General features: G+C 41.5%; 14 protein-coding genes. 5 read left to right on the top strand and 9 right to left on the bottom strand.

The annotated features are described in order from the left end of the window. Positions 1-93 precede the first annotated feature (93 nt). Complete coding sequence (gene putP / locus CXF61_RS02565; RefSeq protein WP_101205470.1) at positions 94-1,593, bottom strand: sodium/proline symporter PutP; 1,500 nt, start codon at positions 1,591-1,593, stop codon at positions 94-96. Between the two features lie 457 nt (positions 1,594-2,050). Then, positions 2,051-2,923, bottom strand: a complete 873-nt coding sequence (locus CXF61_RS02560) for a LysR family transcriptional regulator (protein ID WP_101205469.1) — start codon at positions 2,921-2,923, stop codon at positions 2,051-2,053. Between the two features lie 375 nt (positions 2,924-3,298). Between CXF61_RS02560 and leuC the strand changes: the two genes are divergently transcribed. The 5 genes from leuC (at position 3,299) to CXF61_RS02535 (ending at position 9,019) form a co-directional block, all read left to right on the top strand. Then, positions 3,299-4,717 carry a 3-isopropylmalate dehydratase large subunit gene (leuC, locus tag CXF61_RS02555; RefSeq protein WP_057759320.1) on the top strand — a complete coding sequence of 473 codons (1,419 nt, stop codon included), beginning with the start codon at positions 3,299-3,301 and terminating at the stop codon, positions 4,715-4,717. A 142-nt stretch (positions 4,718-4,859) separates the two neighbouring features. After that, positions 4,860-5,510, top strand: a complete 651-nt coding sequence (leuD, locus tag CXF61_RS02550; RefSeq protein ID WP_165597045.1) for a 3-isopropylmalate dehydratase small subunit — start codon at positions 4,860-4,862, stop codon at positions 5,508-5,510. Between the two features lie 136 nt (positions 5,511-5,646). After that, positions 5,647-6,366 (top strand): hypothetical protein, encoded by a 720-nt coding sequence (locus CXF61_RS02545; protein WP_165597044.1) that lies wholly within the window; start codon positions 5,647-5,649, stop codon positions 6,364-6,366. A gap of 62 nt (positions 6,367-6,428) precedes the next feature. Further along, on the top strand, positions 6,429-7,532 hold the full coding sequence (leuB, locus tag CXF61_RS02540) for a 3-isopropylmalate dehydrogenase (protein WP_057759326.1): 1,104 nt from the start codon (positions 6,429-6,431) through the stop codon (positions 7,530-7,532). 365 nt (positions 7,533-7,897) lie between these two features. Beyond that, positions 7,898-9,019, top strand: coding sequence for a L,D-transpeptidase family protein (locus CXF61_RS02535; RefSeq protein ID WP_165597043.1), 1,122 nt, complete (start codon positions 7,898-7,900; stop codon positions 9,017-9,019). A gap of 286 nt (positions 9,020-9,305) precedes the next feature. On the opposite strand, the gene infA is transcribed toward CXF61_RS02535, so the two are convergent. From infA to dinB, 7 genes are all read right to left on the bottom strand, one after another. After that, positions 9,306-9,527, bottom strand: coding sequence for a translation initiation factor IF-1 (gene infA / locus CXF61_RS02530; RefSeq protein ID WP_021814850.1), 222 nt, complete (start codon positions 9,525-9,527; stop codon positions 9,306-9,308). 120 nt (positions 9,528-9,647) lie between these two features. Beyond that, positions 9,648-10,481 carry a tRNA pseudouridine(38-40) synthase TruA gene (gene truA, locus CXF61_RS02525; RefSeq protein WP_165597042.1) on the bottom strand — a complete coding sequence of 278 codons (834 nt, stop codon included), beginning with the start codon at positions 10,479-10,481 and terminating at the stop codon, positions 9,648-9,650. Positions 10,482-10,524: 43 nt separating this feature from the next. After that, positions 10,525-11,625, bottom strand: coding sequence for an asparaginase (locus tag CXF61_RS02520; protein WP_193834166.1), 1,101 nt, complete (start codon positions 11,623-11,625; stop codon positions 10,525-10,527). 163 nt (positions 11,626-11,788) lie between these two features. Continuing rightward, positions 11,789-13,450 carry a FimV/HubP family polar landmark protein gene (locus tag CXF61_RS02515; protein ID WP_165597041.1) on the bottom strand — a complete coding sequence of 554 codons (1,662 nt, stop codon included), beginning with the start codon at positions 13,448-13,450 and terminating at the stop codon, positions 11,789-11,791. A 51-nt stretch (positions 13,451-13,501) separates the two neighbouring features. Beyond that, on the bottom strand, positions 13,502-15,259 hold the full coding sequence (locus CXF61_RS02510; RefSeq protein WP_165597040.1) for a FimV/HubP-related protein: 1,758 nt from the start codon (positions 15,257-15,259) through the stop codon (positions 13,502-13,504). A gap of 110 nt (positions 15,260-15,369) precedes the next feature. Further along, positions 15,370-16,572 carry a tRNA preQ1(34) S-adenosylmethionine ribosyltransferase-isomerase QueA gene (gene queA / locus CXF61_RS02505; protein WP_165597039.1) on the bottom strand — a complete coding sequence of 401 codons (1,203 nt, stop codon included), beginning with the start codon at positions 16,570-16,572 and terminating at the stop codon, positions 15,370-15,372. A 170-nt stretch (positions 16,573-16,742) separates the two neighbouring features. Further along, positions 16,743-17,828 carry a DNA polymerase IV gene (gene dinB, locus CXF61_RS02500; RefSeq protein ID WP_165597069.1) on the bottom strand — a complete coding sequence of 362 codons (1,086 nt, stop codon included), beginning with the start codon at positions 17,826-17,828 and terminating at the stop codon, positions 16,743-16,745. Between the last annotated feature and the right edge of the window lie 4 nt (positions 17,829-17,832).

Here is a 17,832-nt window from a genome sequence, read left to right as displayed (position 1 = left end):
TAGGTTAAATATACTAAATCGTTACTCATAAAAAAACCTCGCCAATAGTGACGAGATTTTTTTATAACAATAATCTTAAGATTTTACGTAAACTTATTTGTTTAAGTTTAGCTCCATCTCTTTGTACTTAGCAGAAACTGAAGGTCTTGGGCCACCAGTCATGATACTAACGGCAAAGATAGCGATAGTACTTAAGATAAAGCCTGGAACGATAGCATATAACCAGCTATTTAGTGCCATACCATCTACTTGGAAAGGACCATAAATCCATAGGATAACAGTCAACGCACCAACAACCATACCGGCAACAGCACCATTACGGTTCATACCACGCCATGTAAGGCTGAAGATAACCAATGGACCAAACGCTGCACCAAATCCTGCCCATGCATTAGAAACTAGGTTCAATACTGAGCTATCTGGGTTAGACGCTAGCATAATGGCAACGATAGCAACGATAATAACTGAGATACGACCAACCAATACCTGGCGAGCTTCTGGTGCGTCTTTATCAAAGAATAGTTTGTATACATCTTTGGTTAGAGAGCTTGATACAACCAATAGCTGCGATGAGATAGTACTCATAATTGCTGCTAAAATAGCTGCTAATAGGAAACCTGAAACCAATGGATGGAACAAGAACTGAGTGAATACTAAGAAGATAGTCTCAGGATCGTCTAGCGTCATCGCAGTTTTTTGTACGTAGGCACGACCAGCAAAACCAGTCATTAGTGAACCAACCAGACTCACAACCATCCAGCTCATACCGATATTACGTGCGGTTGGCACATCTCTCACTGAACGAATCGCCATAAAACGTACGATAATATGCGGTTGGCCAAAGTAACCTAAGCCCCATGCCATGAGTGAGATAATACCGATAACACTCATACCGCTAGTAACGTCTAAAAGGGTAGGATCGATGTTTCTAACCGCTTCTGTAGTGGCTGAAATACCACCAAGATCAGTAAAGGCAACGACAGGTACGATTACCATGGCAAACAGCATGATGACGCCCTGTACGAAATCGGTCATAGATACTGCTAAGAAACCACCGAATAGCGTATAAGCCACAACCACACCAGCGGTAACCCATAGGCCAGTACTATACGATAGGTTAAGTGAGCTTTCGAAGAGTTTACCACCACCTACAAGACTTGCAGCGGTATAGACGGTAAAGAATAGAATGATGACCACTGCTGAGATGACGCGTAGCATGTGCGACTTGTCTTCAAAGCGGTTGGCGAAATAATCTGGTAGGGTGATAGCGTTGTCAGCCACTTCGGTATAAACACGAAGGCGAGGTGCTACGATGAGATAGTTTAGTAATGCACCTAATGTCAAACCAAGCGCGATCCAAATACTGACCACACCATCGGCAAACATATAACCAGGTAAGCCAAGTAGTAACCAACCTGACATATCTGATGCACCTGCAGAAAGTGCGGTTACTGCTGGGCCTAAGTTACGACCCCCTAACATATAGCCTTCAGTATCATTGGCTTGCTTAAAATAAGCGTAAACACCAATCCCAATCATCACTAAGAAATAGGCGCCGAGTGATATCAGCACGCCACTAGAAACTCCGTTCATATAAATTGTCCTTAACCAACATGGTTGGCTGTAATTATTTTTTAACTATAAAAGTTCTGTCCTGCAAGGCGATGTTCAAAACAATATTTAAAGACAAAAAAAGCCATTAATTGAGACATAATGGCTTTTTTCAGTATCTTCTGTAGTTTTATATGATTGATGTTGTTCTATGGCTAGCACTCATATAGAGATAGAGAACAACGGGAACATCGCATTCCACTTATCTATTGTTATTGCTCGCATCTGCTATTTATATATGAGTATTAGCAACCTACATCATCAATCTAAACCATTAAACCTACTGTTAACCATCATATCTTACTAGAAGTATTCAATATATGACTATCAGTGTCCTTGTGGTAAATTTTTGTTATAAAAACAACGTCAAGCGTATTATAACGCATGAGAGTCACAAATGCGAATAGCTTAATGGTTAGACTGTTATAGCGAGCTCTTTTTATTCAATAGGCGCAAGTAAGTCTAGTAGGGCGGTCACGCTGCTAGATTGAGTTAATTTTGGATTGATGACCACACCTAAATAGCGTTGTAATTCAATATTGTCAGCCATATCGATACGTTCCAAATCTTGACTAACCATCGTTTGTGGTAGTACTGACCAACCAAGACCAACAGATACCAGCATACGGATAGACTCAAGAGGGTTGGTGCTCATCGTGGCATAAGGCTTCAGATTGTGCTTGGCAAACTCAGCCAAGGTAATCTGACTGGTAAAGGTATTGGCAGAAGGCAAAATGGCAGGATAGCGCGCTAACTGCTCTAAAGTGACATTTGATTTGGTTGCCAAAGGTGATAGCGTACCCGTCATAAAATAAAGAGGGTCTGACCAGAGCGTGTGATAGGTTAGCCGCTTATCGTAGACAGGTGGAAGCGTAACAAAGGCTAAAGACAAATCACCATCTAGTACTGCTTTATGAGCTTTTTCAGAATCTACGAAGTGTACTTCTAACTGAACAGCTGGATAAGCTTGAATAAAGTGTTTAAGGACAGGTGCTAAATGATGTAGGCCAATATGATGGCTAGTACCAATAACTAACTTGCCAGAAACGATATGCTGAGAATGCTGCAAGTTGATTTTAAAGTTCTCATAATCTTCTAGCCAACGTTTGGCATGAGGTAGCATTTCACTAGCCGCTTGAGTAGGTACAATTCCACGTCCTACCGTATCAAACAAGGTAATGTTAAACTCGTCTTCTAAATTTTTGATACGTTTACTGACAGCAGGCTGCGTGATAAACAGCTTTTCTGCGGCGCCTGAGATACTGCCAGTGTGCATAACGGTAACGAATGTCGTCAAGTTTGTGGTGTTCAAACGAATGTCCTTAGCTACTTTACGAGCTATAAATAAAAGTTGGCTGACCCAATCACAACGTATTAGAAATAAAAGTTTGCGTCTGGTTAAAAATCATCAATTATTATTATAGGATTTGCCTGCTATAATCACAAGACATCGAGGCGTATTGTGACATATTTATTCTGAAAAACTGGCTATTTGCCACTTAAAACGTATTTTAAGCGTTAATTTTAGTCATATGTTGGGTCTCGTAAAGAAATAATATTCAAATCTTAGATACGACCGTAATTATTAAACATTATAGATAGACATAGCATTTACATAGAATCTTAGCTTGGCAATTTGCAAGTAAGTAAAAAATTAAGTAATTAGTAACCTATAAAGGATAGCAACATGGCTGGTCAAACGTTATATGACAAACTTTGGAACGCTCACGAAGTCACTAAGCGCGACGATGGTTCGAGCCTGATTTATATCGACCGCCACCTGTTGCATGAAGTGACGAGTCCACAAGCATTTGAAGGGTTGGAATTAGCAAACAGAGCGCCATGGCGTTTATCGGCTAACATTGCCAGTCCAGATCACAATGTGCCGACTGTCACCAAAGAGCGCCTAGAAGGGGTGCCTGGGATTAAAGACAAGGTATCACGCTTGCAGGTTGTCACTTTGGATGATAACTGCACCAAGTTTGATATTGCTGAATTTACTATCAATGATGCCCGTCAAGGTATTTTGCATGTGGTCGGTCCAGAGCAAGGTTTGGTCTTGCCGGGTATGACGGTTGTTTGCGGTGACTCGCATACAGCGACTCACGGAGCACTTGGCTGCTTGGCTCATGGTATCGGAACCTCTGAAGTTGAGCATGTATTGGCAACACAGTGTTTGATTCAAAAGAAATCAAAAAATATGCAAATCCGCGTCACTGGTCAACTTGGTGCTGGCGTCACTTCAAAAGATGTGGTGTTAGCTATTATTGCAAAAATCGGTACAGCAGGTGGAACAGGACACGCGATTGAATTTGCAGGTCAAGTGTTCGAAGACATGAGTATGGAAGGTCGTATGACCGTCTGTAATATGGCGATTGAGGCAGGCGCGCGTGTCGGTATGGTTGCAGTCGATGACACGACAATTGACTATGTCAAAGGTCGTCCATATGCGCCAAGCGAAGCACAATGGGAACAAGCGGAAGCCTACTGGCGCACACTATATTCAGACGATGACGCGGTATTTGATACTGTGGTAGAAATCGATGGTAGTCAGATCGCACCGCAAGTATCTTGGGGTACATCGCCTGAGATGGTGGTAGATATTACGCAATCTGTACCGACACCAGATCAAGCCATTGATGAAGCTCAAGAAGAGGGCTGGTTACGCGCTTATACTTATATGGGACTAGAGGCAGGTCAGAAAATTACGGATATTCAACTTGATCGTATATTTATCGGTTCATGTACCAACTCACGTATCGAAGATTTACGTGATGCGGCAGCGGTAATCAAAGGTCGCAAAGTTGCTGATAACGTAAAAGAAGCGATCGTTGTTGCAGGTTCTGGACAGGTGAAACTGCAAGCAGAGGCTGAAGGCTTGGATACGTTATTTACTGAAGCTGGTTTTGAATGGCGTGAGCCGGGCTGCTCAATGTGTCTTGCGATGAATGCAGATAAACTTGAGCCGCAAGAGCACTGTGCCTCAACGTCTAATCGTAATTTTGAAGGTCGTCAGGGTAATGGTGGTCGTACGCATTTGGTAAGCCCAGCGATGGCAGCTGCCGCAGCATTGGCTGGTCATTTTGTAGACGTTCGTACGTTTTAAGTCTGATAATAAGTAGCTGACATCATGCTCGTATTAACGATAAATATATGAGCATGCTGTCAAAGATGGTAAAAACTTATTTACTATTTAACATGCTTATCAAGATCATCAGCCAGCAAAAATATAATTGATAGGAAATTTTATGCAAGCTTATAACACCCAAACAGGTATCGTTTGCCCTTTAGATCGCGCAAACGTCGATACCGATCAAATTATCGCAAAACAGTTTTTGAAGTCTATTAAACGTACAGGTTTTGGCGTAAATCTATTTGACGATTGGCGCTATCTCGACGAAGGCTATCCTGGCCAAGACAACAGTACACGAGTTATCAATCCAGATTTTGTATTGAATAAACCACGTTATCAAGGTGCTACTATCTTATTAGCACGCAGAAACTTTGGTTGTGGCTCTAGTCGTGAGCATGCACCTTGGGCACTTTCAGAGTATGGTTTCCGTACGGTAATTGCGCCTAGTTTTGCTGATATCTTTTACAATAACTGTTTCAAAAATGGCATGTTGCCGATTGTGTTGGATGAAGCGATTGTCGATACGTTAATGAAGGCGACTTTTGATAATGAAGGTTATGAGTTGACCGCAGATCTTGAGCGTCAAGTCGTTATTACACCAACTGGTGAAGAATATGCCTTTGACGTAGATGCTTTTCGCAAACATTGCTTGTTAAACGGATTGGATGATATTGGTCTAACCTTGCAACAAAGTGATGCTATCAAAGATTATGAGCAACAAATGATGCAAAAAACACCGTGGATATTTAACGACGTAAGAGCATAGAGAGTCATTCTATAATCTACTGCTAATAAAATATGAGTAGTCGCAACGCAGCGTTGAGTTATGGCGGTGAACTGTCTAAAATGAAGAATAGTTTTTCACTACATTTTATTATCTCTCTTGAATAGTAGCCGCCATTATGAATACAAAACGTTATGCTCTATGGACAAGTACAATCGTTGCTGCAAGCTTATTATTGTCAGGCTGTCAGCTATTGACGGGCTATCAAAAAATAGATGAAGCAGAGAGTGCTGAAGCATGGGTGGGTAAAATTAAACCTATTGCTGGTGAAGTAAATATTGCATGTGTGGGTACATATCATTGCGAAATTGTGCAGATAGATAAAACACTCATTATCGCGCCCAACAGTCACGAGCCAATCAATCCTCAGATTATGACAGCTTTACCACGTCAAGAAGGTATAGCAAAAACATCGATGAATGTGGATATGACACCACTCGTCAATAAAAATGCCATAAAAGTTGTGCCGTTAGCGCCTTCCAGTATGCCAGGATTGACCAACTACTATGCACGGGTCATGCCTGCCAAACACGAGGTCCATGTTAATTTTTATCCAGAAAATAACATGGGCTATGTTGAACGTTTTGCGATGATTCATGACTTTACTGAAGCGGGTACTTATCAGCTACGCGCTTATCAAAAGAAGAACAGCGAAAAATCAGGCAGTCTATTAGACACAGCATCACCTGAGCCTTTATGTATTGAGCTATTGCAAGGTACTAAAGTACAGCGCCGATTCTGTAAGCAACTAGACGCTGAGCATCAAGGCGAGTTTGTAGAGACGGGGATGGCCAAAGCAGTAACATCAGCACCCAAAGCCAAAAAAATGGCAGCATAAAATATGAGTATAAAAAGCTCAAAAATATAACCAACCAATAAAAACATTCCAAAAGGATCAGTATGGCAACGATTTTAACATTAGCGGGTGATGGTATTGGCCCTGAAATTATGACCCAAGCCATTGACGTGCTCAAAGCTGTCAATGATAAGTTTTCACTTGATTTAACGCTTGAGTCTGGATTGATTGGCGGTGTGGCTATTGATGCAACTGGTGAGCCTTTACCAGATGAGACATTGGCCCGTGCTCGCGCCGCAGATGCCGTATTGCTAGGTGCGGTCGGTGGTCCTAAATGGGATGCAATCGAGCGTAGTAAACGCCCTGAGCGCGGTCTGCTCAAAATCCGCGGTGAGCTTGGTTTATTTGCCAACCTACGTGTAGCCAAGCTATATCCACAGTTGGCTAATGCCTCAAGTATCAAACCTGAAATTATCTCAGGTCTAGATCTATTGATCGTTCGTGAACTGACAGGCGGTATCTATTTCGGTGAGCCTCGTGGTATTCGCACACTAGAAAACGGCGAGCAACAAGGCTATAACACGATGGTGTATAGCACAAGTGAGATTCAGCGCATTGGTAAAGTTGCCTTTGAGTTAGCAAAAACGCGTGCGCAAGCAGCAGGCACAGCAGCTAAGGTATGTTCAGTTGATAAAGCCAATGTATTGGAAGTCACCGAGCTGTGGAAACAGACGATGATCGAGATGCAGCAAGCTGACTATAGTGATGTGGCGTTATCACATATGTATGCTGACAATGCTTGCATGCAGTTGATTAAAGATCCTAAGCAGTTCGATGTCATGGTGACGGGAAACATGTTTGGCGATATCCTATCTGATGAAGCTGCAATGTTGACAGGCTCTATCGGTATGTTGCCATCAGCGAGCTTAGATGAGTCAGGTAAGGGCATGTATGAGCCGTGTCATGGTTCTGCGCCTGACATCGCAGGACAAGATAAAGCCAACCCATTAGCGACTATCTTATCTGTTGCTATGATGCTGCGTTATACCTTTAAACAGGAAGATGCGGCACAAGCAATTGAACAGGCAGTTAGTGATGTGCTTGATGATGGTTTACGTACGTTAGATATTTTAGATAGCAGTGAAGCTGGACTTAAGCAGGTAGGCTGTAAAGAAATGGGGCAAGCGGTCTTAGCCAAACTGATATAATTTAACTTGCGTTTAAAGGCTATTCCTATATAGCATTTTCCACAGTCTTAGTTTGCGTGTTGTATACCCATAGGCTACCAAGTGGCGTATGGGTTTTTTATTGTTTATCTGTTAGCCAAGCTTATTTATAAGCATTGTCTTAACAGAGACGCTGTATAACAAAGCTCCTTTTAACATAAAGCTGTTATATGCTCACAAGGTAATATGACAATATTAGTAGCTTATAAAGGAGCTAAAATATTTCGCTTTTAGCAAAAGTAAAATATCCAAAATCTAGATACCAAAGGTAAGTTCTAAAAATCCAAAAAACTGTAGTATTTGAAAACTGAAAATAAAAATAGAATTTCTTAAATGAGGAGTATTACATGTATCAATTAACAAGAATTAGTAAAGCATTGACAGTGGTTAGTCTCTCTAGCTTACTATTCATGGGGCAAAGCATCGCAGCAGAGACAACGGATAGTGTGAACGCAAGTAATAGCGTCAAGGCTTCGGCAGAAGTCAGTCCAGTGACTAATGGCGTAAGTCAAAAGTTAACAGGAGATAGTAAAGCTGCGACTTCATTGAATAAGCTACTGCCTACGATTAAGTACACAACTGAGAACCTATCTGACAATGCAAAAAAAGTAAACAATGTCACTTGGACGGCAGATGCAGATATTGATCGTAACGTAGGAACAAAGCTGCAGGCTCTACTAAACTGGCATCACAACGGAATAGGGCCTGTCGATGGCTACTGGGGCAAAAATACTCGTAAAGCCATGCAGGCGTTTCAAAAAGCGAATGGTTTAGACGTAACTGATACGTTGAACGCTGAGACGTGGCAAGCACTGACCAAGAATGAGAAGCTCACGACTCAACCAGTACTAGTCAGTTATCAGCTTACTGAAGCAGATGTGAATGTCAAAACCACAACCATACCTGCTGATTCTGTTGCCAAATCCAAGCTTGAGGGAATGTACTACGAAAGTCTTACTGAGGCGTTGGCAGAGAAGTTTCATATTAGTGAAAAATATTTAAAATCGCTTAATCCTGATGCCAGTTTTACTGCGGGTGAAATCATCACGGTATATAACCCTGGTAATCCTAATACCAAGCCAGTGCACCGCGTTATCGCTGATAAGGCCAGTGAAACACTCTACGCATATGATGAGAACAACAATTTGATCGCTAGCTATCCGACGACAGTTGGTAGTACTGCGACACCATCACCAACAGGTACGCATACTGTCAAAGTAAAGGTGCACGAGCCCAACTATACTTATACGGCCAATGACGGTAGCAAGTCTATCATTCCACCAGGTCCTAACAATCCAGTAGGCTCAGTATGGATTGGGCTTAGTAAACCAACTTATGGTATCCATGGATCACCAGATCCTGCTCGTATCAGTCGTCAAGCATCAGCAGGTTGTGTGCGTTTGACCAATTGGGACGCGCTTAGTTTGCTCGGAGTCATAAAAAACGGCGCAACTGTTGAATTTAGTTAACGGCGCAACTGTTGAATTTAGTTAAATGCGATAGTACTAAGTCATAAAAAATAGACGAAAAAATACCGCTAAAATCTAGCGGTATTTTTTATGGTAAGTAGAAACAGTCAATTACTAAATAACTAAAATATTGATAGGCAATAATGAGCAGATTAGCATTTTCATTATTATTATCAGTTACACTACCCAAGCGTCATATCAGCTATCAGCGATAACGTAGCTATTCGGCTATTGACTGTATCTTACCAATGCTAATACTTTCATAACCATATTGGTCAGTCAGTATTTAGTTTTTACCACGGTAGGTAATACGGCCTTTAGATAGGTCATAAGGTGTCATTTCAACTTTAACCTTATCACCTGTCAAGATACGAATATAATGCTTACGCATCTTACCAGAGATATGCGCGATGATTTCGTGCCCGTTTTCTAAACGAACTTTGAACAAAGTATTAGGAAGGGTATCAATGACTTCGCCTTCAAATTCAATAATATCGTCTTTTGCCATAATTTGTATCAATCAATTAAAAAATAAGCCCATATTATACGTAAGTTAGTGGATTAAAGCAATACGAACCTGCTTTTGACTTGACAGCATGTAAGTGATATGTATGCCAAACTATAACGCTTAATCAGGCAAATTTAACCAGACAGGCGTTAACGGTGCATTTGGCAATAAGCTTTGAAAACGTTCAGGATAATAAGCATTGATAAAATACAATCCATCACCTGAAGCGGTTGGCGGTGCAATCGTTCTATCTTTCTTATGCAAAATCTTCAAAAAATCTGCTGGCTCTAGCTCATGTCTACCAATGGCATACAATGTGCCCATCAAATTGCGAACCATATGATGTAAAAACCCATCTGCTTGTATATCGAAAACGATAAATTGACCATGAGCAAAAAGGTTGGCATGGCTAATCGTACGCACTGGTTGATTGGATTGACAGGCTGCAGCACGGTAACTGCTAAAATCGTGTGTACCGACGATATCAGCTGCTGCTTGCTGCATGGCTTTCAAATCAAGCGGCTCATAGATATGAGTTACTTGATGATTTAGTATGGCGGGGCGCTGTGTTTGGTTGAGCGTAATATAACGATAGCGACGAGCAATAGCACCAAAACGCGCATGAAAATCAGCTGGCATGGGTTGTATCCAGCGTAGAGCAATATCATCGGGAAGCAGGCTATTTACACCGCGTAACCAGTTATGAGTTGGGCGATACGCATGAGTTGTAAAATGGGCAATCATATTGCTAGCATGGACGCTGGCATCAGTACGCCCAGCTGCGATGACTTCTACAGGCTCATTGGCAACTTTGCCGATAGCTGTCTCTAAGGCTTCTTGCACGCCCAAAACCTCTCGTTGCCGTTGCCAGCCATGATAACGAGTTCCTAAGAACTCAATGGCAATCGCTAAAGTGTAGGTTGGTTCAGTTTCAATAATTTCAGTCTCAGACATTATGGTTTCTAAACTTATAAAATGGGAATTAATTAAAAGTCGCTTAGCGCTTTTTGATGCTAGTGCCAGTTTGATTGATATTATTCAACCAACGCTGCCTGCGCCTTACAGGACTATCATAGCGAAGTAGCAACCATAGTAATCGAGCATAAATAGCAGGTATAGTCAAACGTCCACCAGCAATGACATGATGCTCGTACTGCCAACTGCCCGCCGCATAGCTATCGCTGACGCCGCCAAACGGACATTGACTGGCTGATATCACCAGATGTCCACGCTCATGAGCAAGGGACAGTGTCTCTGCTAGTGCAGCTGAATAAGGGATGTTACCGGCGCCAAATCCCAATAGAATAATGCCACATGGTGGCTGCGACAATAAAGCTTGTAGCTGGTTGTTTATTATCGAAACATCGTTAGGTAGGCAATATAGCGCATGAACACTTGCGTTTTCAGCACGTGTTTTAATACTGGACAGCAAGTCTTGTTGGTCATCAAGCCAATGTTGTCTACGAGTATCAGGTAGATTTTTTATATAGCTATTGGCTGGGTAAGCGGCGCGGGAATGACCAGTAAATGCCATCAGATCATGACTGTGAATTTTTTGTACCGTTTGAGCAGGCCATGCTTCCCCGCCAAAACTGACCTTCACGCCTGATTCACCAGCAGCTGCTAGTTTTAATGAGTCGTTGAGATTGCCCCAAGCATCGCTATGTTCATCGATGTTATAGGAATGCAATATCTCACTGTCTAATAATGGACGCATACTTGCGGTCAAAATAATACAGATATCACTACCTGCAAACGCTTCTGCTAAAAATGCGCCTAAGTAACTCAACGTATCCGTGCCAGTGATGAGTACAAACCGTCTATCACCTTTGGCATAAGCATTCAGTAGTAGTTGATAGAAATGCGTAAAATCGCTAGGAGTAAGCTGGCTGCTGTCTTTGATCAGGGTGTTTTCTAACCATGAGACTGTCGGTAAATTGTTCGTACTGTCTTGTGCAGACAAAAGCTTTTGTAGAGTAGGCAAAAACACTTCTGCTGATAATGGCGCTAAAGGTCTGCCATAGCTACCAAAGGTACCACCAGCATAAATCAGTTGAATAGGATCGGATAGATTTTTGAGCATAACAGAAGATGGCATAGTATCAACACAGTAAACAAGTATGGAAGAAAAGAGGTGCTGGAGAATTGAGCAACGATGGCTAAAGGGTTCAATAATAGATAGTATTAGAGTTAAATGCAAAAAAAATCAGCAAGCATCCCGTGATTAGGAAGTACTTGCTGATAAGAGACTAGACTATTAACTACGCAGTACGTTCGAGTAATAGCTGTGCTTGCTGTTTCTGTTCACTATTACCTTGAGCTATCACCTCATTGAGTAGACGCTTTGCACTGTCATATTCACCCAACTGTAAATATTGATCTGCCAAGTCTAACGTCACTTGATTACTGTCTAATGACTTTACGAAATCAAAATCTGCTGCGAAACGTGATGAAAAATCTTCTGCTGATTCAGCCTCTTGAGGCGTGATAGAAGTGTCACTCTCAACTGGCGCAGCTGTAGAGACTGGGGTAGTGGCCGATGGAGCGTCAAATAGAGAATCAGCATCGTCAATATTAAAATCATCGTCTATCAGTGTATTGTCATCAAATCTCAATGGTGCAGCAGGTGCGATATTCGATTCTTCAACATCGCTAAAATCATTAACCTCGATATCATCATTGAGTAATGGTTCCTCGAGATTAATATTTGCAAAGTTGTCTTCTTCAAAGGTCGTGCTCTCAGAAGTACTGTTTCCAAAATCAGTATTTTCCAGAATGAAATTGTCGAAACTACTGTCGTTTTCAGTCGTAGATAGGTCGTCATTGGAGACAGTATTGATATCATCTAATGTATCTAGACTGCCCAAAGATAAAGCAAAGTCATCTTCACCGTTTTGGATAGTATCAATAGAGTGTGGTTCTGAATTCGTAGATATGTCATTAGTGACGACGTCGTCTTTGTCTGCATCGGCTGCTAAATCATCGAAGTCTAATATAAAGTCTTCTTCTAGTACTGCTTTCTCATTGTCATCATGTGAGAGGTTAGTGTCTATAGATGATTCATTCGAAGTATCATCAAATGAATCAAAGTCAAACTCAAAGTCACTAAGATCGTTATCTTCGTTATTACTAACATTATCGTTAGCAGAGCTCTCTAAAACGTCGTTATCTACATTGTCTAACGGTATGACAGGCGTTTCACTTGTCATATTAGGCGCAGCGAAATCGTTCTCTAAATCGCTGAGAGTCAGATCAAAGCTATCATTCGGATTTTCGGTAATAGAACTAACATTATCGACTTTGTCTGATAACTCTAAGCTGTCGATAGGTTCATTTATTGCAGTATCGTTATTACTTTCTTCAATTGACTGGTGATCTACTGTATTAGTACTATCATTCTGACTAATAGGCAAATCGAAGTCGATAGCGTCAAAATCATCTTTGGCATTGTCCGTTGCCAGTGTTTGCGCAGCGGCAGGTTCTAATTCATCAAACGATAGATTTCTTATCTCGTCTGCTTGAGCGATAGTCTGACTGTCGTTATGATTTCTTATAGACTCATAAATATTATTAAAATCTTCTGGCTGATTTATCGTCGCGTATATGCTGAGTAGTTTAAGAGACAATGCACTGTTATGAGGTTTTTCACTTAGACCACGTTTAATGGTTTCGATCGCCTTGTCATAGCGCTGCTGATCCATAAAACGCTGAGCAATAGTGATATGGTCAAATTTATGGCTATTGCTGACATTAGTGTGGGTAGGAGTATCATAGTCTACTTTTGGTGATGGAGTAGGCGTATCTTTTCTTGCATTAATAGGCGAAGGTGATGACGATTTCTGCGCCTTATTTTTGCGCAAGAATAAAGCAGCCACTAACAGAATAAGCGCCAATCCGGCGATGATATATAGCATATTGTCCATAGTTATTCCTACGCCTGTGATCACAATCTAATGTATGAATCAGTTAGGCAATTATTGATTGCGTAATTTTTCGAGACGAGCCTGCAGCTCAGCCAATTTTTGGTTTTGTAATTGAATTTTTTTAGTATAGCTACTAAGAGTGCTACTTGTACTTGATAATCGTTGAGCCTGTGATGCTGCCTGCTGCCGCGATGCTTTGAGTGTCTCTAATATATCTGTACTCAAACCATTCCCTGTGTTTGATGCCGCTTTTGCTTGAGTGCCATCTGCATTGCCATCTCGCCCAGGCGCAAGCACAGAAAATTGTGCTTTTGATAAGGTCTGTGTTTTAGTTGTCGTGGCTTTCTCAGGGCGTTTGACCGCTTGCGTACTTATAGAAGGTTTTTTAAAAGGTCTCTGAGCTGCTTTTTGCATCGCCGCTGTATTTGCTCTACGAATATATTGTCTTTGTGTATCGATAGCCGCTTCTAAGTTTTTCTGTGATGGTATAACATCGTAACTAGGCAAAATAAGCTTAGCATCTGCTTTTAATTGATCTGCGTCTTTATTGATAAAGGCATCAGGGTTTTGTGACTGAATTTGCTTCATCACAATGGAAGTATCTAGATTATTTTCTTGCGCAATCTGTTGAGCAATAATCCATAGGCTATCGTTACGTTGTACTTGGTATTGATTGATTGTCGAGCTATCTATTGCTATGTCATTTGAAGACGTATTATTAATAGCGCTATTAGCGGTTTTCGAAGTTGTATTGTCAATAGAAGCTGCTAAGACGCTAGTAGCATTTTTCTCAGTATTGCTTGCTAAGATGCTAGTAGTTGGAGTAGGTACCGGTGATGCGTCAGCGTCTGTATGTTTACGACTCGGCTGTATCTGCCGTGTGACTTGAATATTTAGAGTGTCGAGTGGTTTATCAATCAATACTTTATCTAAAATTGGAGTGTTTTTAATACTTGCCTTAGCGCTATTATTGGCACTAACTTTCGTAGTTTCAGTATTGTTATTTACATTTAAGAAACTGCTATCTAAACGGTTCGCTGAACTAAGGCCGTTATAAGTCTTCTTTGCATTACTGCTAGTATTTTTTATATTAGAGTCGCTATTTAAACGCCCATTATCAAGTCGACTAGGCGAGTAAGTAAGGTTGCTAGCCTGCGAAGTAGCTGTCACTGTTGGAGCTTGTATCTTAGACACTGATCTGGAAATGAAAGAATCAACTGATGCTATGTTTGCTAGAGCTGGTTTATTTGCAGCAGCGTTAGATACTGATATTAGGGGCGGCGGCGCACCTTTTCTTACGGTTAACGGTTTTGCAGTGCTTGCAGAAACACTTGGTAAATTGAGTTTCTGAGTGCCTTTTATACTGTTCTTGGAAGCATTATTAATCGGTAGACTATCGTTTAACGGCATTAATAATGTTTTTGGTACTACATTTTGCTGCCCATTATCATTGATCGATAACACCAAATCAGCAAAGGGCTTGGACACAGGCTGCGATGTGCTGATTAATACCTGACCACTGGTCGCTGAAGTTGCTTGAAAGCGCACTTGCATTGAATCGGTCGGCGTTAATCCCATCTGCTGATAGATAACTGGATTGGCCAAGCTCGCTGAAAAATCAGCCGCTCGTATGTCGGTGACCACGATACTTGCGCTCAACGGTTCATGCTGAGCTGAGCTAACCACTGTCTTACCTATAGTTGCCGCTTGCGCGCTTGGAATAATAGCGGCCAAACCTACAGAATAAAGTAATGCCATCGATACCGCGCGATGTACAGGAGTCAAGCGACGAGATAAATGACAAGACATGAGCAGTCCTTTACAAAATAAGTTATCTTTGCTGTTATAACAAAGTACGGTTTAGTTTACCAGTTTATTTCACAACTGTTGCGTCCAATGCATAAATGTTTATTTAATGTTCAGCTTATTTTCTTGTCAAGTAACATAGCATCACCATAACTAAAGAATCGATATTCTTTTTTAATAGCATGTTGATAGGCATGTTCAATCGATGCTTTGCCAGAAAAAGCTGATACCAACATTAGCAACGTCGATTTGGGTAAATGAAAGTTTGTTAACAGTCGATCAATGACACCAAATTTAAATCCTGGATAAATAAAGATGTCCGTGTCGCCTGACCAGCTAGAGAGTGCTTGCCCATTGATAGCCGTTTTTTGATACGCCGTTTCAAGGACGCGAGTCACCGTGGTACCAATAGCAATAACCTTATTGCCATTTGCATGCGTTTGATTAATCAGCTCAGCAGTTACTTGTGGCAGATGTGCATACTCACTGTGCATAGTATGATTGAGTAGATTGTCTGTTTTAACTGGTGCAAAGGTACCAGCGCCAACATGCAATGTTACAAAAGCAGTATTGATACCTTTTTCTGCCAGCTTATTGAGCACCAAGTCATCGAAGTGCAAACTTGCTGTCGGTGCAGCGACGCTTGCAAGCTTAGCGGGATCATGAAACACCGTTTGATAACGAGTATTATCAGTGTCATCGGCATGACGTTCAAAGTAAGGCGGGATAGGTAACTCACCGTAGAGTTCTAAATCAGGTAATATTGGCGCATCAAAGGCTAAAATAAACAAGTTGTCCTGACGACCAATCATCGCGCCACTCATATGACCATCAGCCAGTTGAAAACGTTGACCAAGTTTCAGTGCTTTACTGGCTTTAACATGGCAAAGGGCAATATATTCTTGATTGACTAACTCATTATCTGAATTTTCTAAATGCAGTGTTGCTATATCTAAGTCTGAGACAGTAACCAATCGCTCAATCAAAACCTCAAGTTTACCGCCAGTGTCTTTTTGACCAAATAGGCGTGCCTTCATTACCTTTGTATCATTAAAGACAATCAGGTCTCCAGCGTCTAACAATTCAGGCAATTCAGAAAACAAACAGTCTTCTACAGGCGTAGCATTTGTATCAATGTGAGCAGGCAAGTACAAAAGTTTTGAAGCAGAACGCTGCGCTAATGGATATCGCGCAATCAAACGATCTGGTAGGTCGTAGTCGTAATCTTCCACGCTTAGATAATCTAAGACGTCACTGTTATTATTGGTAGTAAGTGGGGCATTAGAATCGGAAGATGCAGTGTGAGCGTTGGTCATAATCAGTCTTTAAGTGGATAGAAATTTTGGCATAATTGTAGCAGAAATACTGCTATAAAAGGTTGCTTTACTAAGTAGTCACCGTGCACAAAATATATTTGAATTGCTTAAATAGCCTAAGCAAAAATATTTAACTGTTCTAATGTTAATCACGTTAGCTTTCACTTATTTTACTCAAATAAATTTAATTGAGGCAATAGTTGGGCTGCAGGTGTCAATGACGAAAAAGTGACCCCGACTAATCGGATAGGGAGCTGGCGCGGAATATCTAAGAATAACTTGTCTAACCAGTAATGAGCAGATTCAGCACTACTAAAAGCGGTGGTTAGCGTGTGCGTACGGGTAATCTGAGTAAAGTCAGCATACTTAACCTTGAGCGTTATAGTATGAGCGACGAGATTTTTTTTGTGCAGTTGCGCGAAGGCATCCGCGTTTTGTTCATAGATTTGTACACGTAATGCCGTGTCATCGTTTAGGTTTTCTCTAAAAGTAGTCTCCGAACCAACAGACTTATGCAGGCGCTCAGATTTGACAGCGCGTTCATCCCGACCATGAGCGATATCATGATAAAACTGTCCTCGCTTACCAAACTCATTAATCAATACATCGGCTGACATACGGCGTAAATCAGCACCATTAGTCACGCCCATCGCATGTAATCGTCTTGCCGTTGCTTTACCTATCCCATGAAATCGTTCAATAGGCAGTGTACTGATAAAAGCATCGGCGTCTTCTGGCGTGATAATAGCGGTGCCGTTAGGCTTATTGATATCAGAAGCAATCTTGGCCAACATCTTGTTGAAGGACACGCCAGCAGAAGCAGTCAATCCTGTATGTTGCAATATTTGTGCTCTTAACCAATTGGCCATCAATGTCGCTGAGCCTTTATGTACGGTGAGACCAGTGACATCGAGATAAGCCTCATCTAGCGATAACGGCTCAACATGAGGCGTTAAGCTGTACATGATATTTCGAATATCGCTGCTAACAGCTCGATATACTTCAAAACGTGGTCTGACAAATATGACTTCTGGACAACGTTTGCGAGCCTCATAACAAGACATGGCTGAGCGCACCCCAAACTGACGTACTTCATAGCTAGCCGCTGCTACAACACCGCGTCCATTTGGATTTCCACCAACCACTAGTGGCTTGCCCCGTAATTCTGGGAAGTCACGTTGTTCTACACTGGCATAAAACGCATCCATATCTATATGAATGATTTTACGTGGATTGGATGCTGTAAGAGTTTTCATTATT

The organism is Psychrobacter sp. 4Dc, from assembly GCF_002836715.1.
Taxonomy (GTDB): Bacteria; Pseudomonadota; Gammaproteobacteria; order Pseudomonadales; family Moraxellaceae; genus Psychrobacter.
The sequence above is the reverse complement of the archived record's forward strand: the minus strand, read 5'-3'. Positions and strand labels throughout refer to the sequence as shown.